At 42.4% G+C, this 23,833-nt stretch carries 19 protein-coding genes; 15 read left to right on the top strand and 4 right to left on the bottom strand.

Annotated features, from left to right (window positions below):
• Positions 1-16: 16 nt before the first annotated feature.
• Complete coding sequence (locus HPC67_RS03345; RefSeq protein ID WP_217586008.1) at positions 17-445, bottom strand: HIT family protein; 429 nt, start codon at positions 443-445, stop codon at positions 17-19.
• Positions 446-1,097: 652 nt separating this feature from the next.
• On the opposite strand from HPC67_RS03345, the gene HPC67_RS03340 reads away from it, so the two are divergent.
• The 3 genes from HPC67_RS03340 to HPC67_RS03330 all read left to right on the top strand — a co-directional run bounded on the left by HPC67_RS03340 (position 1,098) and on the right by HPC67_RS03330 (position 4,537).
• Positions 1,098-1,841, top strand: a complete 744-nt coding sequence (locus HPC67_RS03340) for an ABC transporter ATP-binding protein (RefSeq protein ID WP_217586007.1) — start codon at positions 1,098-1,100, stop codon at positions 1,839-1,841.
• Positions 1,834-3,045 carry an ABC transporter permease gene (locus HPC67_RS03335; protein WP_217586006.1) on the top strand — a complete coding sequence of 404 codons (1,212 nt, stop codon included), beginning with the start codon at positions 1,834-1,836 and terminating at the stop codon, positions 3,043-3,045. Before HPC67_RS03340 ends, HPC67_RS03335 begins: the two co-directional genes overlap by 8 nt.
• 274 nt (positions 3,046-3,319) lie before the next feature.
• A complete protein-coding gene (locus tag HPC67_RS03330) occupies positions 3,320-4,537 on the top strand; it encodes an IS110 family RNA-guided transposase (protein WP_217586005.1) in 1,218 nt (405 codons plus the stop codon).
• Between the two features lie 477 nt (positions 4,538-5,014).
• Here HPC67_RS03330 and HPC67_RS03325 read toward each other — a convergent pair whose 3' ends face one another.
• Positions 5,015-6,181 (bottom strand): amidohydrolase, encoded by a 1,167-nt coding sequence (locus HPC67_RS03325; protein ID WP_217586004.1) that lies wholly within the window; start codon positions 6,179-6,181, stop codon positions 5,015-5,017.
• 482 nt (positions 6,182-6,663) lie between these two features.
• Positions 6,664-7,101, bottom strand: a complete 438-nt coding sequence (locus HPC67_RS03320; protein WP_217586003.1) for a ferritin-like domain-containing protein — start codon at positions 7,099-7,101, stop codon at positions 6,664-6,666.
• Between the two features lie 143 nt (positions 7,102-7,244).
• Between HPC67_RS03320 and HPC67_RS03315 the strand changes: the two genes are divergently transcribed.
• The 6 genes from HPC67_RS03315 (at position 7,245) to HPC67_RS03290 (ending at position 13,716) form a co-directional block, all read left to right on the top strand.
• Positions 7,245-7,892, top strand: coding sequence for a phosphatase PAP2 family protein (locus HPC67_RS03315; protein WP_246569598.1), 648 nt, complete (start codon positions 7,245-7,247; stop codon positions 7,890-7,892).
• A gap of 102 nt (positions 7,893-7,994) precedes the next feature.
• Positions 7,995-8,747, top strand: a complete 753-nt coding sequence (gene liaF / locus HPC67_RS03310) for a cell wall-active antibiotics response protein LiaF (protein ID WP_217586002.1) — start codon at positions 7,995-7,997, stop codon at positions 8,745-8,747.
• Positions 8,748-8,778: 31 nt separating this feature from the next.
• Positions 8,779-9,846: a sensor histidine kinase gene (locus HPC67_RS03305; protein ID WP_217586001.1), complete on the top strand. Its 1,068-nt coding sequence runs from the start codon at positions 8,779-8,781 to the stop codon at positions 9,844-9,846.
• A gap of 91 nt (positions 9,847-9,937) precedes the next feature.
• A complete protein-coding gene (locus HPC67_RS03300; protein WP_217586000.1) occupies positions 9,938-10,567 on the top strand; it encodes a response regulator in 630 nt (209 codons plus the stop codon).
• Positions 10,568-12,821: 2,254 nt separating this feature from the next.
• Complete coding sequence (locus HPC67_RS03295; RefSeq protein ID WP_217585999.1) at positions 12,822-13,256, top strand: disulfide oxidoreductase; 435 nt, start codon at positions 12,822-12,824, stop codon at positions 13,254-13,256.
• Complete coding sequence (locus HPC67_RS03290; protein WP_217585998.1) at positions 13,246-13,716, top strand: thioredoxin family protein; 471 nt, start codon at positions 13,246-13,248, stop codon at positions 13,714-13,716. The genes HPC67_RS03295 and HPC67_RS03290 overlap by 11 nt, the downstream gene beginning before the upstream one ends.
• Before the next feature lie 52 nt (positions 13,717-13,768).
• On the opposite strand, the gene HPC67_RS03285 is transcribed toward HPC67_RS03290, so the two are convergent.
• Positions 13,769-14,272, bottom strand: coding sequence for an antibiotic biosynthesis monooxygenase family protein (locus HPC67_RS03285; protein ID WP_217585997.1), 504 nt, complete (start codon positions 14,270-14,272; stop codon positions 13,769-13,771).
• A gap of 334 nt (positions 14,273-14,606) precedes the next feature.
• Here HPC67_RS03285 and HPC67_RS03280 point away from each other — a divergent pair, with 334 nt between their 5' ends.
• The 6 genes from HPC67_RS03280 to HPC67_RS03255 all read left to right on the top strand — a co-directional run bounded on the left by HPC67_RS03280 (position 14,607) and on the right by HPC67_RS03255 (position 23,821).
• The gene (locus HPC67_RS03280) at positions 14,607-16,826 is read left to right on the top strand and encodes a transglycosylase domain-containing protein (RefSeq protein ID WP_217585996.1); all 2,220 of its coding nucleotides are present in this window, start codon (positions 14,607-14,609) and stop codon (positions 16,824-16,826) included.
• A gap of 130 nt (positions 16,827-16,956) precedes the next feature.
• Positions 16,957-17,994, top strand: a complete 1,038-nt coding sequence (gene hemE / locus HPC67_RS03275) for a uroporphyrinogen decarboxylase (RefSeq protein ID WP_217585995.1) — start codon at positions 16,957-16,959, stop codon at positions 17,992-17,994.
• Between the two features lie 90 nt (positions 17,995-18,084).
• On the top strand, positions 18,085-19,023 hold the full coding sequence (gene hemH, locus HPC67_RS03270; protein ID WP_217585994.1) for a ferrochelatase: 939 nt from the start codon (positions 18,085-18,087) through the stop codon (positions 19,021-19,023).
• Positions 19,023-20,426 carry a protoporphyrinogen oxidase gene (gene hemY, locus HPC67_RS03265; protein ID WP_217585993.1) on the top strand — a complete coding sequence of 468 codons (1,404 nt, stop codon included), beginning with the start codon at positions 19,023-19,025 and terminating at the stop codon, positions 20,424-20,426. Before hemH ends, hemY begins: the two co-directional genes overlap by 1 nt.
• 660 nt (positions 20,427-21,086) lie before the next feature.
• Positions 21,087-23,327, top strand: a complete 2,241-nt coding sequence (locus HPC67_RS03260) for a putative bifunctional diguanylate cyclase/phosphodiesterase (protein WP_217585992.1) — start codon at positions 21,087-21,089, stop codon at positions 23,325-23,327.
• Positions 23,328-23,473: 146 nt separating this feature from the next.
• Positions 23,474-23,821: a hypothetical protein gene (locus HPC67_RS03255; protein WP_217585991.1), complete on the top strand. Its 348-nt coding sequence runs from the start codon at positions 23,474-23,476 to the stop codon at positions 23,819-23,821.
• Positions 23,822-23,833: the final 12 nt, after the last annotated feature.

The raw sequence follows: 23,833 nt of genomic DNA, 5'->3' as shown, positions 1-23,833 counted from the left end.
TCCTGCACATTTTACGTTATTTTACGTGCGCATGAATATTTTCAGCAATACGCTGGAGTTCTTCGGCGGTATAAGCATCATCGTGTGTTGTCCAGCCTGGATCAAAACCGTCTTCTTTTCCATAACGTGGCAGAATATGAATGTGATAGTGGAAAACAGCCTGTCCAGCTGGTTTTTCATTATTGTTTAATAAATTGATACCAGAAGGCTCATATGCTTTTTTTATAGCGCGAGCAATTTTAGGAACGCGGGCAAACAATTCCCCTGCAACATCGTCTGGGGTGTTGTATATGTCCTTCGTATGTACTTTCGGAATAACGAGTGTGTGTCCTTTCGTCACTTGACTAATGTCGAGAAAGGCATATACATGCTCATCCTCATATACTTTTGCAGAAGGGATTTCCTTATTAATGATTTTGCAAAAAATGCAGTCATCATGGCCCATTCACACCATCTCCTTTAAGCGTATTTATGTCTATTGTAGACGTCGGTATGGCTGCCTGTAAAGCAGACTGTATCCATTAGTGTTTATCAAATAAAAACAGACTGACCCGTGATTAAGCGGATCAGCCTGCTGTGTGAAGAAAGAGGATGAATGTTGTCTACGTCAATCCAATGTTGGGGACCGGTAAACAAATTGTTAAATCGCGTGCTTGGCTTTCGCCTTGTGCTTTTTAACGGACTTGCCTACGTTAAACCTTTTGTCAGCAATCTCTTTCGGGAGATATGTGCTAACAAAACGGTTATTTCATTAGATGTCGATCACAAACACCTCATTTTGTGGTTTAACACAAGTTTTTGCTGCTGTGATGCAACTCATCCTCCGTCTTCAATACCTATTGTGGACGGATCTCTTTGTTTTATACCTTTAATACAAGATTTTTTTAAAGTTTTTTGGGAGAGCAGTGATATAGGCATACAAGCATTGATAAAATAAAGAGAAATGGCATAATAAAAGAAGGGGAAGAATGGGGAGTCATTCATAAAAACTGTACCATCATTCATGGTGCATAAAAATGATTTCGTATGGAATATTTTTGGCATAAGCGAAACAACGTGATAAAATTTGATCTAAGTATAGACGGGGGGAACGAATTGTGGAGCCGTTATTGTCAATTGAACAATTGCGTGGTGGATATACGCATAAAGATGTATTACATGGTATTTCTTTCAATATATACCCTGGTGAAATTATTGGTTTAATTGGTTTGAATGGTGCAGGCAAAAGTACGACAATCAAGCATGTCATTGGTCTCATGGAACCGAAACAGGGCACAATTAAAGTGAAGGGGGAGTCGTTTAAGACACATCCGAATTCGTATAGGCAGCATATGGCATATATCCCGGAGCTACCGATTTTATATGATGAGATGACGCTTTATGAGCATTTACGATTGACGGCAATGGCTTATAATATTTCTGAAGACGTTTTTGAAAAAAGGCTGCCTCCACTCTTAAAGATGTTTCATATGGAAAAACGTTTGAAATGGTTTCCAGTGCATTTTTCAAAAGGCATGCGACAAAAAGTTATGATTATGTGCGCATTTTTAATTGAACCGGATTTATATGTTGTGGACGAGCCTTTCGTTGGACTTGATCCGCTCGGTATTCAATCTTATTTAGAAACAATGGATCGTATGAAAAAACAAGGTGCTGGCGTATTGATGTCGACTCATATTTTGGCAACAGCAGAGCGTTATTGTGATCGGTTCGTCATTATACATGAAGGAACAATTCGTGCGGTGGGAACGATAGATGCTTTGCGTCAAGAATTTAAGATGCCGGGTGCAACGCTTGATGACCTGTATGTGCAATTAACGAAGGAAGATCATCATGTTTGATGCGCATTTATTTTTTAAAAAACGGTTTTCCAGCCATGTTAAAGAATTAAATCGGTATTTACGCTATATTTTTAATGGTCACATAGCGTTTGCAATGCTGTTTTTTGTGGCGGCATCGGCTTATTTTTATCAGCAATGGCTCCAAAGTCTCCCTGATAATTTTCCGACTGCCTTAGTGATTGGGATTGCTTTCGGACTCATTGGGGCTTATACACCACTTCAAACATTGCTAAAAAAGCCAGATCTTGTATTTTTAATCCCGGTGGAGCATAGAATGGGCGTTTATTTTCGTAATGGCTTAATTTATAGTTACTTGGTTCAGCTTTACCTCGTTCTGCTGAGCGCGGCGGCACTTGGACCTTTGTACTCACATACATACCCTGATCGGCCAACGCGTGTTTATGTGTTGATGATTGTTGTGTTACTCGTATTTAAAATGTGGAATTACATCGCTCATTGGTGGATGCTTAAAGTACGTCAGACTTCTCAGCGGAGAATTGACGCGATCGTTCGGCTCTTGCTGTCCATTGCGGTATTTTATTTTATGATAGACGGACAAATGGTGTTTGCAGCTGTCGTAACAGTATTGTTTATCGGGATCTTTTTATATGACTGGTATATAGGTCGACAGCAAACGGGTCTTGCATGGGACATCTTATTGGAAAAAGATCAGAGTAGAATGCAGGCATTTTATCGGCTGGCAAACATGTTTACCGATGTGCCGCATTTTGATACACCGATTAAAAAACGCCATTGGCTCGCACGATCAGCGAAGCGAGTTCCGTGGGGACAGGCACATACGTATGAGTATTTGTATCGGTTAACCTTTATTCGTAGTGACTATCTCGGTATGTACGTCAGGCTTGTTGTGATGGGCGGGATAGCGGTTTACGCCTTTCAAAATATGTGGATGAAAATTGTCTTCGCACTTTTGTTTATCTATATGAGCACCTTTCAAATGATGACATTGTATCACCATCATCGGACAATCATATGGCTTGATTTGTATCCCATTAACCAAAGCAGTCGCAAAAAAGCACTGTTAAAATTGCTCAGACAGCTCACGCTTTTACAATCGGTGCTGTTTGCTGCTGTAGCTTTAGCGAGTGGGCCGTGGCATACGTCTCTCATCGTTCTCATTGTCGGTGTTTTATTTACCGTTATATTTGTTGATGGCTATGTTAAGTCTAAATTGAACCGATAAGGCATATTAAAAACATACTAAGATTAGTGGGTAAGGTCATCGACGGATGACTTTACCCACTATTTTTCTTTTTTAAAGTTATAGTGAGAAGTGAAAGAAAGCTCGACCAAAGCCTCAGGGATTTCGAATCCGTAAAAAAAACTGAGCTTCTTCACTTTCATTTTTGAATCAGATTTAAGTATGTTGGGGCCATTGAGCTCGTGTATAGGAAATTGGAATCGAAATGAATAAGTGAAGATCTTTCAAATGCTATAAAGAAGAGAGAGGATAGACATTGGAATTAGTTATTGCTTTAGATGTTTCTATGGGGAAAAGTTTTAAAGTCGTATATGAGGGTCAGACTTGTCTGTCAGAAGAAGAAATTATCCACAATAAGGAAGGGTTCCAAGCATTGCTTAATGAAATTCAACTTCTTCCTGAAGAACCCATTCTTGTTTTTGAATCCACAGGGATTTATTCGAAACCTGTGGAAACTTTTTGTCAAAAGAATAAACTACGTTATTGTTTGTTGAACCCTCTTGAGGCGAAAAAACAATTAGAAAGTGGTACTTTGAGAAGCTGGAAAACAGACAAGCAAGATGCTCATAAACTGGCACAAGTTCATCCATATAATCACCGAATAGAAACATCACAACAACCAGATATTTATTATGAACTTCGTGATCTATCGCGTTTCTATCAAGAAGTTGAAGAAGAAATAAAACGGACTCGTATGTACTTACACAATGCGCTTCAATTAAGCTTTCCAGAGCTTGAACAATTTTTCTCGAGTAGAATTACGCCGTATGCCTTAACCTTAATAGGCTTATATCCTCATCCTGATTTTGTTTTAAAATCAAGTCAAACAAAAATTAAAAACCGTTTGATAAAAAGTACTACGAAAAAAATTTCAGAAAGACGTGCAAAAGAAAAGGCAAGTCAGATAATGGATTACGCCAAGAACTCTTTTCCAGCAGTTTGTTCAACCAGTGTTCAAACACGTAAAGTTCAGTATTACGCACAACAACTACTTCATCTGTTGGTAGAGAAAGAGCAAATTTCTGATCAATTAATAGATAGTGCCAAAATGCTTCCTGAGTTCGAAGTACTAATAAGCTTTCCAGGAATTGGTGACATTAGCGCTGCACTTTTCATTGGAGAGCTAGGATACCTATCTCGCTTTTCAAATCCTAAAAAAGTAAACGCCTTTATTGGAATTGATATCTTAAGATATCAATCAGGTAAACACATTGGACAAGATCACATCAATAAACGTGGAAATCCTAAAGGCAGAAAAATTTTATATTTCATTGTTAGAAATATGATTCGTCAACAAAAAGCGGCTCCAAATCACATTGTGGATTATTATTACAAATTAAAGAAGCAACCTGTCTCCAAAAAGGATAAGGTTGCCACTGTAGCCTGCATGAATAAGCTACTGAAATGTATCTATTCCATGGTCAAGAATAATACAAAGTACGATTATACGTACGCGATCTCTAAGGACCAATAATAAGTAGCATTATACCATAAAAACCTCAGTTAAAAAAAGTAAATAGCTGAGGCTTATTTCCTATGTAAAAAAATTGCTCGAGTAGAACAAATCATTATTACAATTTTATACTTGACTAATCGTAGGAATGAGGCTGGGACAAAAGAGGTTTAATCAATGAAGAGCCGAACAATACGACCGCTCCGGAAATATACTTCGCGACCGACAAACACGATGTTTTAGTGTCGACGTTGGCGCAGGACGCGCCGAAACTAGGAGACCGCGGGCGGCTGGTTAGCCTCGGGCCAACAGGAAGTTGGTCATGAAGGCGTGGCGATTGTCGTCGCGGTTTTAGCCTTCGATCCCTACGCACTATGGGGTCTAACCTATGCCTTCCTCCCGCAGCAGTCTGCGTATATTTCCGGAGCTAATGGTGAGCATTGTTCGTTATTGAGTTAAACTTTAAGTTATGTCCCAACCTCATTATTTGCTTGGCATTTATGTTTGATAAGCAAAGTAAGCGCTGATGAGTGTTTTAGCTGCGATCGGCATAGCTTGTTCATCAAAGTCAAACATTGGGTGATGGTGCGGGTATTCATGGCCTTCTAGCTGTGCCCCAGTAAAGAAGTATGCACCAGGTTTATCCATTACGTAATAGGCAAAGTCCTCACCGCCCATTACCGGTATGATTTCATTCCGGGTATGAATCGCATCAATCTCTTTGCTTGCTTCAAGGACGAGCCCGGCTTCATTGGCATTATTGACAAGGGGGGGATAGCCTTTAAAATAATTCAACGTGCACTCAACGTCGTGAGAGGTGCTAACTCCTTTTACGATTTTTTCCATTTCTGACATGACGAGTGCTTGAATTTCAGGCTTAAGATATCTCACAGTGCCTTTAATATGAGCTGTGTCGGCAATAATATTAAATGCATTACCAGCTTCAAATTGTCCAACCGTCACAACCGCCGTTTCAAGTGGATCAAGGCGACGGCTGACGATATGCTGGAGCTGGGTAATTAATTGTGTCGCAATGATAATCGCATCTTTTGTTTCATGTGGATAAGCACCGTGTCCACCTTGACCTTGAACATTGATTTCAAAGCGATCTGCCCCAGCCATGAGGACATCTTTGGACGTTTCTAAGACGCCTAGTGGTGTTGTCGCCCATAAATGTGTTCCGAATACAGCGTCAACGTGATCAAGTGCCCCAGATTCAATGATGGGCTTTGCACCTCCAGGGGCGTATTCTTCTGCATGCTGGTGCAAAAAGACGATCGTACCTGGCACGTTGTCTTTATAGGCGGTCATGACCTTGGCAAGCGTTAAGAGTGTTGAGGTATGCCCATCATGGCCACAGGCGTGCATAACACCATCTACGGTCGATCGATAGGGGACGTCCTTTTCATCCTGTATGGGTAAGGCATCAAAGTCCGCTCTGAGTGCAACGGTTTTACCTGGCTTTCCGCCTTTTAAAGTTGCAATAACCCCATTGCCGCCGACGTTCTTTTCATAGGGCAGGCCTAGATCTTCATAAAATTGGGCGATATAAGCAGCTGTTTTTGTTTCTTGAAATGATAGCTCAGGATGCTGGTGTAAATACCGACGTCGTTCAACCATCTCAGGATATGCCGCATCAATCGCTTTAAAAATGTCCGTCAACATGAACAAATCCCCCCAGACTAAGTTTCACACATTATAACATGGAAGGGTTGTCACTGTCTTAAATGTTTAGAAAATAGACACGACGAAAAAGCGGCTGGGGTAAAAGAGGTTTAAACAAATAAAATCCGAACAATACGACCGCTCCGGAAATATACTACGCTTTCCGCGGGCTAACAGGCGGTTAGTCGTTCGATGTTGGCGCAGGACGCGCCGTATTTAATCGAACATCCCCTCGGTAAGCCTCGGGCCAACAGGAAGTTGGTCATGAAGGCGTTGCGACAGGACGTCGCGGTTTTAGCCTTCCATCCCTACGCACTGTGGAGTCTCTCCTAGGCCTCTCCTCCCGCTGGAGTCTACGTATATTTCCGGAGCTAATGATGAGCATTGTTTGTCCTTTGAGTTAAACTTTAATTTTGTCCCAGCCGTTTTCTTTCATTAAAGTTGATCCTTTTATTTTAAAAAAGTATTGTGAGATGGTTCAATTAGTTAGAAAGACGTGGGTCTTCGAGTAGTCTTTCCATTTCTTCTTTGTGATGTGTTTCATCAGCGATAATGTCTTCTAGCTTGACGACGAGCTCTGTGAAGCCAAGGTCTTCTGCTTGTTTTTTGCGTATTTCATAACGTTCAATTGTATCCTTTTCAGCTTTCATCGTTTCAGCGAGTAAATCCTTCACTTCTGTTACTTGAGGCGGCTGTGTCGCTGTTGTTGTCGGTGTACCGCCCAGTGATTTGATTTTCTCGGATAAATAAAGGGCATGTCCAAGCTCATCAGCAACCTCCGCTTCAAAAAATGGTTTTAATGCAGAGCGATATAAACCGGATACGACGGCAGCGCTATATGTGTACTGGATGGCTGCACCATATTCATGCGATAAATCTTCGTTTAATCCATCGACTAATTCTTTTAGTTGTTTGTCCATTTCGTATCACACCTCTTAAGATTAATTTTCGTTCTACTCGTGTATATTCCCGTAATCATATGTTTTAAACCTATTTTTACGTTATGATATAAAGAGATTGGGTAAGCTATAAGCTCACATAAAAAAGATGGGGAGGGCTTTGCTTGATACGCAGCCAAAGGAAATGGTTCGTGCTCGGACCAGCTTTAATTGTAGTAGGAATATGGATTGGACAGATCCTGACTGGTCACGTTCCTTTTTTAGATCAATGGACACGATCAACCGTCGCTGACGTTTCAGATACAATGCTTTATCAATTCTTTTGGTCGATGACGCATTTAGGCTCGGAGTTTTTTATGGTGCCATTTACGATTACAATGGCACTTGGATTAAGTGTTTTATATCGTGACTGGATACAAGCAGTATTTTTTGCAGGAGGGACGCTTGCAACTAAGTTTGCCAATAGTTTGATCAAGCATCTTGTAGGGCGGGAGAGACCAAGTATCTTGGAAGCAGCAAATGCTGAAGGGTTTAGCTTTCCATCTGGTCATGCGATGATTTCACTCGTTGCATATGGCCTCCTGATGTACATGATCGTCAAAAAACTACGTTCACGAACGGTGTCACTTATCATTCAGGTCGGTTTCGCAGCATTAATTACTGTGATTGGCATGAGTCGGTACTTTATAAATGTGCATTATTTGACAGATGTGATTGCTGGGTTTGTCATCGGCTTCCTATGTTTAATGGGCTTGATTAAACTGTATGAATCGACGATACAGTATAGAGACAAAAGACAATATCAGACTTAAGGCGGAGATGAAAACATTCCAAGGGTTGTTATCAGGAGGAGGTCGATTCTTTATACTAATGATAGAAGACAGACCAGACATGGTTCAGAAAGGGTGAAAATGATGAGAGGACGTTTTTTAAGCAATCTCATTGCAGTTACATTAATAGCATTTGGTGTTTTACTAATATTAGCGAATGTAAATGTCATCGATTTTGACTTCGGCACGATATGGCATTATCTTTATCCGATATTGTTCGTTGCCATCGGTTTTAAATGGTTGATGGATTCGCTGCGCAGAAAAGGTGGCAGCTTGCTCTTTGGGTCACTGTTTCTAGTGCTAGGCATTCTTTTGTTACTCGATCGTTTTCAAGTGATCACGTTCACATTTAGCGATATTATGAAATTATGGCCATTACTCATTATTTATATTGGTTTGACGATGATCGGTTTTCCCAAAAAAAGAGGGATTCGCGTTGTTGTGTCCAAAGACGATGAGGATACGGTACAAAAAACGTCCCGCTTCTCAATAGGTGATAAAACATTTAATGAAGAGAACTGGACGTTAACGCCAATTGATTTCCGGGATGCGGTCGGTGATTACTATATGAATCTTTCAAAGGCGTATATACCCGAAAAAGAAATTCCGATCCACATTAATAATTGGGCGGGTGAAATCCACTTGTTAATACCTGAAAATGTTGCCTGCCGTATTGACGCCTCCGTCAAAGCAGGAGAATTGGTGTTATTCGGTCAAACTGCAGATGGCATTAATCGAACGTTACATCATGAATCTGAGGATTACAAAACAGCAACGCGTAAATTGGATATCCATCTTCGGATGAAGGCTGGTTCAATTCGTGTTGACCGCGTATAGCACGTATTGGAGGAAACAGGAGGTGGACTGAATGACAAAATGGCTGAATAGCATTCGCTTTAGTTATATCCGATCGCATGTGCACGCTGTGTTTACCGTTACAATTATCATGCTTGCGTTTTTATTAACCATCCATGTCATTGTCGATCCAGTATGGTTAACGCGGACAAGTATATTTATGTTTATTTCGACATACTTCGTTTTAGCGCTCATCATATCTGCATATACAGGCTATCGTGCCGGTGGTCATTTGAAAATGTACATTGATGGTATCTCCGTTTTGATTGCGCAATTTTCAAATGGAAATTATGACTCTACGATTTATTCGAAAGAAGATAATGAGCTTGGAAGATTGAGCAATGAACTCAATGCATTAGGTGGCAAATTTCAAAATCAAGTTCAGTCATTACAACGGCTTGCTGATGAAAACAGTGAATTTACAAAGTCTGCGCATAAAGCGGCTGTCATAGAGGAACGACAACGGTTAGCACGTGATTTACATGATGCTGTCAGTCAGCAGCTATTTGCCCTTACGATGATGTCAGAAGCAGCTTTAAAGCAATTTGATCATAATCCAGAGCTTGCCAAAGAACAATTGCAGGAGGTCACAGCCGCTGCAATGCAGGCGCAAACAGAAATGCGTGCGTTGTTACTTCATTTGCGTCCTGTCTATTTATCAGGTGACCCGCTCTCTGTCGGTATACAAAAGTTAATCATGGAATTAAAACAAAAATGTCAGCTGGAATTCCGAGTTGATATTGATGACAATTTGGTGCTGCCAGAAGCAACTGAAGAGCACCTGTTTCGTATCGTTCAGGAAGCATTGTCCAATATTTTACGGCATGCCAATGCATCTATGGTAAAACTCACTATTATAGATCGTGATCGGGATATTTTTGTGCATATTGGTGATGATGGCGACGGCTTTAGCATACAAGAAAATGGGGATAAAAAAACGTCATACGGTCTGAAAACGATGCAGGAGCGCGTGAATGAGCTTGGAGGTACGTTAAATGTCCGCTCTAGTAAGGGAGATGGGACGTATATTGATATCCGAATTCCTAAAATGACTGTACAAGATGAAACGCGTGCAGAGTGAGGTTTATTCTAATAGATTCGTTAATGGGAAGGTTATCATGTCAAGCTGAATTGGTTAATAGAATCGTAAAATGAATGAGGAGGGATTTCTGTTGATTCGAGTTGTTGTTGTTGATGACCACGATATTGTTCGAAAAGGTATTATAGCCTATTTACAAACAGATGAAGAGATCGAAGTTGTTGGACAAGCAGCTAGTGGCCGGGAGGGTGCCGCTGTAATTCTTAAAGAAAAGCCCGATGTCGTCTTAATGGATTTGATGATGGATGACGGAAATGGTATTGAAGCAACCGCACAAGTGATGGCCGAATATCCAACATGTAAAATCATTATATTAACGAGCTTTTATGATGATCAGCAAGTGTTTCCGGCGATTGAAGCGGGCGCATTCAGTTACATATTAAAAACATCATCCGCCTCGGAAATTGTGGACGCCATAAAGAAGGCGGGGCAGGGCGAAACAGTTATAGAGCCGAAAGTCGCAGGAAAAATGATGACAAAATACCGAGCCCAAACGAAACAGCCTCATGATGACTTAACCGAACGCGAGCTTGAAGTCCTTCTTTGTATCGGTGAAGGCATGACGAATAAAGAGATCAGCGACAAGCTCTACATAGGCATAAAAACTGTCAAAACACATGTGAGCAACATTTTGTCTAAGCTGGATTTAGGTGATCGTACACAGGCTGCTGTCTACGTACATAGGAATCATTTGTTGAAGTGAGTTCGGTGGGTGTGATTGTGCGAGTCGTGTGCTGATGCGCAGGCCAGGGACGATTGCACAGGTTGGAGGCGGATGCGCAGGCCGGAGACGCATATAATCGATATCAGCCGCATATATTATCGTTCACGCGCATATATCGCCAAGCGTCCGCATATTCTCAAAAGTGGCCGCATATATGATGGATGAGCCGCATATCGCGTGGTTCGCACGCATAAATCGAAAAAGCGCCGCATATCCGGTCCAGCCTCAAACCGAAAACAAGAAGGAAGTGATCGCACATTGACCACTTCCTTCTGGCCTTTTATGTATGCAGGATCCTCGTGCAGGAGCGGATGCACAGGCCAGGGCCGCATATAATCGATATCAGCCGCATATAGTATCGTTCACGCGCATATATCGCCAAGCGCCCGCATATCCTCAAAAGTAGCCGCATATATGATGGATGAGCCGCATATCGCGTGGTCCGCACGCATAAATCGAAAAAGCGCCGCATATCCGGTCCAGCCTCAAACCGAAAACAAGAAGGAAGTGATCGCACATTGACCACTTCCTTCTGGCCTTTTATGTATGCAGGATCCTCGTGCAGGAGCGGATGCACAGGCCAGGGCCGCATATAATCGATATCAGCCGCATATAGTATCGTTCACGCGCATATATCGCCAAGCGCCCGCATATCCTCAAAAGTAGCCGCATATATGATGGATGAGCCGCATATCGCGTGGTCCGCACGCATAAATCGAAAAAGCGCCGCATATCCGGTCCAGCCTCAAACCGAAAACAAGAAGGAAGTGATCGCACATTGACCACTTCCTTCTGGCCTTTTATGTATGCAGGATTCTTGCAGGTGCGGATGCGCAGGCCAGGGACGCATATAATCGATATCAGCCGCATATATTATCGTACGCGCGCATATATCGTCAAGCGCCCGCATATCCTCAAAAGTAGCCGCATATATGATGGATGAGCCGCATATCGAGTGGTCCGCACGCATAAATCGAAAAAGCGCCGCATATCCGGTCCAGCCTCAAACCGAAAACAAGAAGGAAGTGATCGCACATTGACCACTTCCTTCTGGCCTTTTATGTATGCAGGATCCTCGTGCAGGAGCGGATGCACAGGCCAGGGCCGCATATAATCGATATCAGCCGCATATAGTATCGTTCACGCGCATATATCGCCAAGCGCCCGCATATCCTCAAAAGTGGCCGCATATATGATGGATGAGCCGCATATCGCGTGGTCCGCACGCATAAATCGAAAAAGCGCCGCATATCCGGTCCAGCCTCAAACCGAAAACAAGAAGGAAGTGATCGCACATTGACCACTTCCTTCTGGCCTTTTATGTATGCAGGATTCTTGCAGGAGCGGATGCGCAGGCCAGGGACGCATATAATCGATATCAGCCGCATATATTATCGTTCACGCGCATATATCGCCAAGCGCCCGCATATTCTCAAAAGTGGCCGCATATATGATGGATGAGCCGCATATCGCGTGGTTCGCACGCATAAATCGAAAAAGCGCCGCATATCCGGTCCAGCCTCAAACCGAAAACAAGAAGGAAGTGATCGCACATTGACCACTTCCTTCTGGCCTTTTATGTATGCAGGATCCTCGTGCAGGAGCGGATGCACAGGCCAGGGCCGCATATAATCGATATCAGCCGCATATAGTATCGTTCACGCGCATATATCGCCAAGCGCCCGCATATCCTCAAAAGTGGCCGCATATATGATGGATGAGCCGCATATCGAGTGGTTCGCACGCATAAATCGAAAAAAGCGCCGCATATCTGATCCGCGCTCAAACCGAAAACAAGAAGGAAGTGATCGAAGGTTGACCACTTCCTTCTATCCTTTGTGTATGCAGGATTCTTGCAGGAGCGGATGCGCAGGCCAGGGGCGCATATAATCGATATCAGCCGCATATATTATCGTTCACGCGTATATATCGCCAAGCGCCCGCATATTCTCAAAAGTAGCCGCATATATGATGGATGAGCCGCATATCGCGTGGTCCGCACGCATAAATCGAAAAAGCGCCGCATATCCGATTCGTGCTCAAACCGAAAACAAGAAGGAAGTGATCGCACATTGACCACTTCCTTCTAGCCTTTTCAAGAACGCACGACAAACCGACGCACGGACGTCGCCACTTCTCAGCATCTCTATCAAGCTCAATCTCCTATAGTTCTCTTTTGTTTTTCACTATATATACTAGTATAATACTAGTGAACAAAGGGGAGAGGATAGAGATGCTCAAACGAGATACGTTGCTGATGGTCATTTGGACACAGGCGCTTGTTGCAACTGCAGGGAGTTTGTTTTATTCAGAAGTCATGGCGTATATTCCTTGTGAATTATGCTGGATACAGCGCATTTTCATGTATCCACTTGTCGTTATATATGGGATCGCTGCCTGGAAAAAGGACATCGCGCATGCTCAAGCTGGATTAATTTTGAGCAGCATAGGCCTTCTCGTATCAACGTGGCACTATTTAACGCAAAAACTTCCGCTCCTGCAACAAGCGGGGGATGCGTGTGGCGCTGTGCCGTGCAGTGCGTCATATGTCAATTATTTCGGATTCGTGACCATTCCCTTTTTGGCTGGGGTTGCGTTCCTAGTCATCATTACGCTCCACGTTCTTTTGATGAAAACTACCAAGGAGGAAACGATTCATGAAAAATAAGATGCTCATTATTGTATTGGTCATTGTTGTATTATTCGGAGCTTTATACTTCGTAGTCTCTACAAAGAACAAACAAGCATCCGAGGATAATCCTTTTGGAAAAGACAAGCTTGACCCAGCAACCATTGCTCAGCTTGATGATCCGAATTACGGCAATCAAATTTTACCTGAGGAACTAGGTGAGAAATTGGCGAATAAAGAAGATCTAACGGTTTATTACTACAGTCCTAAATGTTCTTTTTGTGTGAACACAACACCAATTCTCGTCCCGATTGCTGAGGAATTGAACATTGATATGAAAAAATATAATTTGCTAGAATTCGAGAAAGCTGAAATTGAAAGTACACCAACATTAATCCATTATGAAAACGGTGAAGAAGTTGCCCGGGTTGTCGGTCAAAAGCCAGAAGAAGAATTCCGCGCCTTTTTCAATGAATATGTTGTGGATGAAGAAAAATGACGCTCAAAACGCTGCCTAATTGCTTGAAGGCAGCGTTTTTACGATGTTCGTTTCAGTCATCTTCGTCAAAATCAACCATATGATAATGATTTACAAAAGGACGATCGGCAAAATAGGCGGGTTGTTTCGTTTGTTGATCTGCATGGGCGGCAGAGAAGTGGGGAGAAGACGTCCATTTGTCATAATCGGCTTTTCGTGCCCATTGCGTTAAAACGACATAGGTCAGTCCGCGTGTTGGTCGCAAAAGTCGGAACGCATAATATCCAGGAACACCTTGCATGCGCTTTTCGCTTTTTTTGAAACGGTCTTCAAAAACAGGCTGTCCTTCTTCTGTCACAGGTATGTTATTCATGACGACATAGCCGTCGTCCCGCATATGTCCGTCTTGAGCAATGATGTCATAATCTCTTCCGGACACAAACACTGTCTTTTTATCCGACTCGTAGTAAGCCGTGATGTTTGCGTTGTGCTCCATAAAGTAAAAATGGTGCTCTGGATGCTTATCATTTAATTGAAGTAAAAAATCTAAGGTCCCGTTTGTCATATATGCCTTCATTGAAGTGCACTCCTTTCGATCCAAGCCCTTCTATTCTTCATTGTATCGTTGATCAATAGCAATTCGTCAAGCAAATTGAACCATAATCCTCTCCCCAAGCCTTTAAAACGTCGTCTCTTTACAAGCCAACTTCCCTTAATGTGCGCTGTCTTATGACATCAAGCATATGAAAGTGTCCTATCTATTTTAATCACTCTTAATATATTACGTTATTCTGCCTTACCCTATTCCACTCTTCCTCTATCATTTATCCGCAGTTGCTAAACTTTAATGGCGTCTGTTTTTGTCGTATACTGTAACAAAGGCACGTTTAGACATAAGATTGGTGGAACATATGAAAAACAACAAACAAAAAAGCAAGAAGAAACATAAAACAAATTGGACATCGAAGCGGATATTGAAATGGTCCGCTTGGACTGCTGCCCTTGTCATCTTACTCGGTCTCATCGGCTATACGGTCATTTTGTATGGTGGAAGGTGGGTTGTCAATGATGATGCCCTCGTACTAGATGCGACCACGTTCATTGAAACGTCTGATGGAGAAGAGATTGGTCGGCTTTATACAGAAAACCGAGTTCCAATCACGATTGATCAAGTGCCCAAGCATGTACAAGAGGCATTTATTGCGATTGAGGATAGACGTTTTCGTCAACACTCCGGAGTTGATCTAAAAGCGATTACCCGCGCTGTATATAAAGACATCATTGCCATGGACAAAGTGGAAGGTGGAAGTACGATTACACAGCAGCTCGCAAAAAATCTCTTTTTATCGCATGATAAAACGTGGCTCCGGAAAACAAAAGAAGCCATGGCCGCTATTTACTTGGAACGAACGCTTTCAAAGGATGAGATTCTTGAGCTCTATTTGAATGAGATTTATTTTGGAAAAGGTGTTTACGGCATCGAAATGGCTGCCCAAACATTTTTTTCAAAGGAAGCGGCAAACTTAACGCTTACAGAGGGGGCGCTTCTAGCAGGTCTTGCCAAGGCGCCGAATGGTTATTCTCCAATTCATCACCCAGAAAAAGCACGAACGAGACGGAATGTCGTCTTAAAAGCGATGACAGATGCCGGATATATCACAACTGAAGAAAAGTTGCGGGCACAAGGTCAAACCCTTGCTTTAAATGTGCAAGAAAAAGAAGCAAAGCCGTGGTTAAATAGTTATATTGATCTCGTGATGAAAGAAGCTGCAGACCAATATCATTTGAGCATTAATGAACTGAAGCGTGGCGGGTATCGAATTGTTGTTGCGCTCAACAGTACTGCGCAAAAAACAGCATATGATCTGTTTCAGCAGGATGAGTATTTCCCGGGGAATACTGAAGGCACAGAAGGGGCGTTTGTCCTTATGGATCAATCGACGGGGACGATTGCTGCTGCACTTGGAGGACGGGATTATAAACTCGGAGACCTGAATCGTGTAACAGTCAATCGCCAGCCTGGGTCAACGTTTAAGCCATTGGCTGTCTATGCCCCTGCATTAATGGATGCCGATACGTACACACCTTATTCGATGCTTGTCGATGAGCAAGAGGCCATTGCGGACTATTCAGTTAGAAACCATGATGGTCATTATGAAGGCTCTGTTTCGTTATATGAGGCACTTATTGAATCTAAAAACACGTCAGCAGTTTGGTTACTAAATGAGATCGGTCTCCCTTATGCAAAAGAGTATTTAAATAAATTGGATATCTCTATTCCAGATGATGGTTTGAGCGTTGCACTTGGTGGTTTAACACATGGCGTTAGCCCACTTGATATGGTAAAAGGCTATCGAGCATTTGCCCACGAAGGAAAAATGATTACACCACATGCCATCGTAACCATATATGATAGTGATCAAAACTCAATTGAAACAGTCAAACATGAGGAAGTTGAGGTTTTCTCTGCACAAGTGGCATGGTATATGACTGAAATGCTCACAACAGCTGTTCAAGAAGGCACTGGGGATGTCGGTGACTATCCTAAGGCGTTAGCAGGTAAAACGGGATCAACACAGCATCCGCGTGTCAAAGGAAACTATAAGGATGCCTGGTTTGTCGGTTATACACCGGATTACGTCGTTGCAACTTGGATGGGGTATGATCGCTCTGATGAAGCACATTACTTAACGGGCGGTAGCCCCTACCCAACGCGGCTAACGAAAGCAATATTGAGGGAATTAGATGAATCCGAACCGCTCACACCATCATTCACGAAGCCTGACCATGTTGCGGCCTTAGAAAAACCGATTGAGCTTCCAGACATTCATGATGTCAACCTTTCATATGATTTTGGTGGAGTGACCTTGCTGCAAGGAAAACTCACTTGGTCAGGCGGCACCGACGATCGTATAGAGTATCATATTTATAAAGAAAAAGATGGCGATGATGAGCGCATTGGCGTCGTTAAGGGTGAGCAGGAATTCACGATAAAACGGGTACCGCTATTCAGCCCAGACGTTTATTATGTCATCCCTTATGATCCCTTAACAAAGCAAGAAGGGCACAAATCAGAAGCTGTATCTGTCTCTTGGTTTGATCGATTTGAGGATGACGGTCTTAATCCCTAATCAATATTAATCAATAATAATTTTAAACAAATTAATGACATTTTATATAATCGCTATGCAGAAGCGAAAAGAATCTTTATAGTAGAAGTTGGGATTCAAGCGTGGAAATAGTGGAAAAGGGTGAAGATACGTGACAAAACAACTCAATGATACGATTATTCGTGCTTACAAAGGGGAAAAAACAGATTATACACCGTGCTGGTTTATGCGCCAAGCAGGTAGATCGCAGCCCGAATATCGCAAGCTTAAAGAAAAATATTCGCTATTTGAAATTACCCATCAGCCCGAAACATGCGCATATGTGACGCGGCTACCAGTTGAACAGTACAATGTTGACGCAGCTATTTTATACAAAGACATTATGTCGCCACTTCCTGCTATCGGTGTCGACGTCGAAATTAAGTCAGGAATCGGTCCGGTCATACATAATCCAATTGAAACAATGGAGGATGTGGAAAAGCTCGGAACGATTACACCTGAAACCGATGTGCCTTATGTACTCGATACAATTCGATTATTAACAAAGGAACAATTATCTGTTCCACTTATTGGCTTTAGCGGTGCGCCTTTCACACTCGCCAGCTATATGATTGAGGGAGGCCCGTCAAAAACATACGCCAAAACGAAAGCCTTTATGTACCGTCAGCCGGATGTTTGGTTTGCGTTAATGGACAAACTGGCAGATATGACGATTACGTATGTTAACGCTCAAATAAAAGCAGGTGCACGTGCTATTCAAATTTTTGATTCATGGGTCGGCACATTGAACGTGGCAGACTACCGAACATTCATTAAGCCGATCATGACACATATCTTTACTGAATTACAAAAAAACACAGATGTTCCGTTTGTTTTATTCGGTGTTGGTGCGAACCATTTATTGCTCGAATTTAACGATCTCCCTGTGGATGTTATCGGTCTGGATTGGCGCACATCGATTAAAGAAGCGCGCGCGATGGGCATCACAAAAGTGCTCCAAGGTAATCTTGATCCAGCAATACTATTATCGAATTGGGAGACGATCGAGGCACGTACGAAAAAAATTCTTGATGAATCCATTGAAGACGGACATCATGTCTTCAATCTCGGACACGGTGTCACACCAGACATCAAGCCAGAAACTTTGAAGAAGCTAGCCGATCTCATTCATACGTATTCCGCACGATAGGCAGAGGACTATTTTTACAAAATATCACATGAGCCGGCTTTAGCTTGCTCATACAATCATTAAAAACCAAGACTCAAAGAGGTGCTTAATATGGAACGAAAAAAAATCGGATTGCTCGTTATGGCGTACGGTACGCCATACAAGGAAGCGGATATTGAACGTTATTATACGCACATTCGTCACGGACGTAAGCCTTCTCAAGAGGCACTTGATGATTTAACAGAACGTTACAAGGCAATTGGTGGAATTTCACCGCTTGCCGAAATTACAAAACAGCAAACACAAGCGCTAGAAGATCAGTTGAATGCAAGCCAAGACGCATATGAATTCAAAGCCTATATAGGACTGAAGCATATTGAACCTTTTATTGAGGATGCAGTTGAAGAGATGGCAAAAGACGGGATTGAAGAAGCCGTCTCCATCGTCCTTGCACCGCATTATTCGACGTTCAGTGTGAAGTCATACAATAAACGCGCAAATGATGCCGCGGCAGAACACGGCAATATCCAAATTAAATCAGTTGAAAGCTGGTATGATGCACCAGGCTTTATTAAATATTGGGCAGACGTTATTGGAGAGACTTATGCCAAAATGACGGATGCTGAACGCGAAAAAGCGGTGCTCGTCGTATCTGCCCATAGCTTACCAGAAAAGATTCTTGCTGGTGGAGACCCTTATCCTCAGCAGCTCGAGGCAACCGCAAAGCTCATTTCTGAAGCGACTGGTATAACGGATTATGAAATCGGCTGGCAAAGCGAAGGCAATACACCAGATCCATGGATTGGCCCAGACGTACAAGATTTAACACGTGATCTATTTGAACAAAAAGGCTATACGACGTTTGTATATGCACCAGTCGGCTTTGTGGCGGATCACCTTGAGGTACTTTATGACAACGACTATGAATGTAAGGTCGTATGTGATGATATCGGAGCGAGCTACTATCGTCCAGAAATGCCAAACAGTCATCCACAATTCATTTCAACGTTGGCAGATGTCGTAATGGATCAATTAAAGCGTGATGCGTAATGAATAACAGTAAACAAATTGTCATCATTGGCGGCGGCATCACCGGTTTAACAACAGCCTATTATTTGCAAAAAGAGATTAAATCAGTTGGATTGCCTTATACGATTAAGCTGATCGAAGCGAGCGATCGGCTGGGCGGTAAAATAAAAACCGTTCAGCGTGATGGCTTTACGATCGAACGCGGTCCTGACTCATTTCTCGCGCGTAAAAAGCCGGCCGTTCACTTAGCTGAAGAATTAGGCATGGCGGATGAACTCGTCCGCAACGGTACAGGACAGTCTTATATTATGGTGCATGATAAGCTGCATAAAATGCCACAGGGTGCGTTTATGGGCATTCCAACACAAGCTCGTCCCTTTTTGTTTTCGGGCATTTTTTCGCCAAAGGGAAAATTACGTGCTGGACTGGACCTCGTAAAGTCAAAAAGCAAGCCGACAGATGACCAGTCACTTGGCGGTTTTTTCCGATATCGTTTCGGTGATGAGCTTGTGGAAAATCTTGTTGAACCTTTGTTGTCCGGCATATATGCAGGGGATATTGATGAGATGAGCCTGATGGCGACGTTTCCGAACTTCTATCAGCTTGAGCAAGAGTATGGCAGCCTCATTAAAGGATTACAAGCGACGATGCCAAAGCCGACCAAAGGCCAGCAAAAAAAGCCTGGCATGTTCTTTTCCTTTAAAAATGGGCTAGAATCGTTGGTCAAAACGCTCGTTGAAGCCATCGACAATGAAACGCTGATTGTCGGTACAGCTGTTGATCATATAGAACGAAAGACGCACGGCTATCATGTATTACTTGATAATGCCGACGTACTGCAGGCGGATGCTGTTGTGATGGCGACGTCGCATCACGCAGTCCCGAACATGCTCAGTCAATATCCGTTTTTCAACGTGTTTAAGGACGTACCAGCGACCTCGGTCGCTAACGTGGCACTTGCATTTGACGAAAGCGCCATTAAACAGGATATCGATGGAACTGGCTTTGTCATTTCCCGTACAAGTGATTACCGAATTACAGCGTGTACGTGGACACATAAAAAATGGCCAAACGCCGCACCAAAAGGAAAGGCACTTGTCCGCTGCTACGTTGGAAGACCAAATGATCAAGAGGTCGTTGACTACTCAGATGATGAGATTATCGACATCGTGATGAAAGACTTGAAGAAAACGATGGACATTACCGATCAACCTGAGTTCTCCGTCATTACGCGGTGGAAGCATGCCATGCCACAATACACAGTCGGGCACAAAGAACGTCTTAAAGACGTCCGCGAAAAAATGGCTGATGCTTTGCCAGGTGTGTACCTTGCTGGCAGCTCATATGAAGGCATTGGTGTTCCTGATTGTATCGGTCAAGGCGAACAAGCAGCTAAAGAGATTCTATCATTTTTAAACAATTAAAATAACAACTCTAGACGTAACCGCTCCTAGCTAAGAATCTAAGGAGCGGTCTTTTTTTATGAATTAAACTACAATATAATGCCTCGTATAGTAAATTTCGTATGGTATATTTAGGTGTTGATTTTAAGCCTATTTATTCTGAATTTCATTTAAGCATGGGGAGGGTTAGAACGCCGTTACCTTTCACTGCAGGCGGACGCTTTCCGCGGGCACGGCCTCAGCCTCGGGCCAACACGATGTTGGTCATGAAGGCGGTGCGACAGGACGTCGCGACTTTTGCCTTCCATCCTTAAACCTCTGCGGGGTCTTCGGACTCGTGCTGTTCCCGCTGGAGTCGCCGCCTTCCGTTTCAGGTAACTCAGATTGTCCGTCTATTTCATAAATGTATGAACCAACCTACATCATATGTTAATCACTTTGACGCTCTGAGATATTCCTAGAAAGTGGTCTTAGGATCATTTGGGAAAAATGTTAAACTCCTTGTACTATGCATATCTTTCCTCGCCCTTCCAATGGAAATAATACCCACATAAAAAACGCTATATTATTCATTTTCAGCATGTTAAAATAATCACAACACAAACGCGAAGTGCTGCTGTTACATAAACGAAGGCTCTCCCTGAATAATCCAAATGATCAACTGAGAAGTGAGGAAGCACCATGAAAAAACGTCACGCAATCATCATGATAGTCGTATATGTAGCTGCTTTTTATAGCTGGCTTTTCTTAATCGGAAACAATGATTCGGTTGAGGCATTTGGAACACGCATGTTTTCGTTAGCTGGAGGATTGGTTAGTTTTATATGGATTAGAAAAGCCGCTCAAGGGATGGTCGATCAAAAGGGAAGACGATTTTGGTTCTTGCTTACATTGGGCGTCCTTAGTTACAGTATGTCCCATTTATTTCTACTCAACTATCAAGTGCTGTTTCAGGTTGAGATCAATCTCAACATTGCTCACATATTAGGCGTCTTAGCTTACGTCATTTTTTTAACAGCCTTAATGTACCTTTCTTATCATTTGCAACGCAATAAGCTTAGAAGTCGTTTTTATTTTAATGTATTAATATTTATGACCTTTGCAATCTCTGTAAGCGCACATTTTTTGATTAAGCCCACTTTCGATTTAATTCATGAATCATTTATTGTAATCGTGTTAAGTCGCGCATACCCTATCATTGATTTAGCCATTATTTTTGTCATGCTACATATCTATTATTTATATTCACGTCTGAAGCAAAAGTGGCTACTTATCATGATGGTCGGTTTTGGCATTCAAGTCATTGGTGATACGAGTTATATTTATATGCTTAGTGAAGGAATTGATCATATTGATAGTCTTTTAGCGCCTTTTTGGAGTGTGGCGCTTCTCTTGATCGGGCTAGCAGGCCGATATGCAAAAGAAGAGGGATCAACATTACAATGGCGTATAGAGCATTTCATAGGTGAAGAAGATAGTGTTATTCCTTATGCAGCCGTTTTAGTGCTTGTCGTTTTGTTCGTCAGCTATTCGAATGTATCATCTAACCCTCTTGCAATCGGCCTAGGTCTTACGCTGCTATTCATTACAGTGCGGCAACTGGTCGTCATTAGGCAAACGAATTCACTCATGAAAAAATATAGATATTTAGCACACCATGATCCATTAACTTCCTTAAAAAATCGAAGTCGCCTTCAAACGGATTTGAAAGAATATATTCAGAAAGCACGCCATCTCAATGCATCAGTCGGTATTTTCCTTTTAGATTTGGATGGGTTTAAACAAATTAACGACACGCTTGGACATCATGTTGGGGATCTGTTGTTAAATAAAGCAGCTGAGCGGTTAAAACAGTCAATTGGTCCTGATGATCGTATTTATCGCATTGGTGGAGATGAATTTATGATGATCCTTCCTAATAGAACTGAAGAAGGGTGTCTTAACATTGCCGAGCATATTACCGAGCAATTTAGTGTCCCGTTATCTATTGAGGATTACGACATAATAATTACCCCAAGCATCGGAATGAGCCTTTTTCCAGAACATGGGCGAACGAGTGACGTACTTCTCAAATGTGCAGACATATCGATGTATGACGCTAAAAAAAGCCCGGATAAGCACTATCAACTCTATAATGAAGTTTTGAATAACATGCTCGTCAGACGATTAAAGATTGAAAGTGGATTGAGACATGCCATTGCCAATGATGAACTGTCGTTATTGTATCAGCCAAAGGTTATACTTGCGACAAGAGACGTTGTTGGTGTGGAAGCTCTGTTGCGCTGGGAGCACCCTGAATATGGGGTGATATCTCCTGCTGAATTTATTCCAGCTGCTGAGGAATCTGGTCAAATTAATATGATTGGTGGATGGGCATTGGAAGAAGCATGTAAGCAGCTGAAAATATGGCATGATCGAGGATTTTCAAATGTATTAATGTCTGTTAATGTGTCCGTAAAACAATTTCAACATAATAGGTTCATACCTTCTTTGAAACAGATTTTGCACCGGACAGGGGTCAATCCAGCTTATCTCGAGCTTGAAATTACCGAGAGCATTATGCAAAATACGGCCCAGACGACGCGTGTTTTAAAAGACCTGCATGCCATGGGAATCAAGGCAGCAATTGATGATTTTGGTACGGGTTATTCATCATTGCATGTCCTTAAAAGCCTTCCAATTGATACGATTAAAATTGATAAGGCGTTTATTGACGATCCATCAGATGTTAAACAGCAGGCGCTCGTTCGGACAATCATTGATATCGGTTTAAATTTAGACTTAAATGTCGTCGTTGAAGGTATTGAGGCAGAGGCGCAACTCGACCCATTGCTCAATATGCCATCGGTACTCGGACAAGGTTATTTATTTGGAAAACCGATGAGCAAAGAGGAAATAATTCCATTGTTCGATAAGCTGTGAGTGCTTAGTAACACATATAGCTTACTTCATCAAAATTAAAGCACGCACTTAAGCGGCTTTGGTACGATTAGTCTTACAAACATATATTTTGACGGAGGAGGTGGGGATTTATCCGGACAATTGTAAAGCTTGTTCTTTGTCTATCGTTGCTTGCTTTAGCTGCATGTCAGCAAAATGAATTGTTCCAGGACGAAACGATCACGTCCATTACCATAGAAAAGTGGGACAGTGCTGAAGTCATTCATACGATCTCAGATGAAACATTCATTGATGATTTAATATCACAATTAGAGACGACTGATACAGCTTCTACGGCAGATATTGATATACCTCATCCAGATTATCGCTTGGTCTTTTTCGATGATGACAGAGTGGTTAAGGAGCTTGGCTACTATATCGAAGAAAAGAATTACAAAGGCGTGACCGGTCGGTACATTGATATGAAAGCGGGGAACCATTTGGGCGTGACGACGGAATTGCCGATTAATGAATAAAACAAGAGTCGC

Origin of the sequence: Lentibacillus saliphilus, from assembly GCF_019093865.1 — a bacterium.
Lineage (GTDB): Bacteria > Bacillota > Bacilli > Bacillales > Amphibacillaceae > Lentibacillus_B > Lentibacillus_B saliphilus.
Note: the sequence above shows the minus strand (reverse complement) of the source record. Positions and strands in the feature narration are given on the sequence as shown.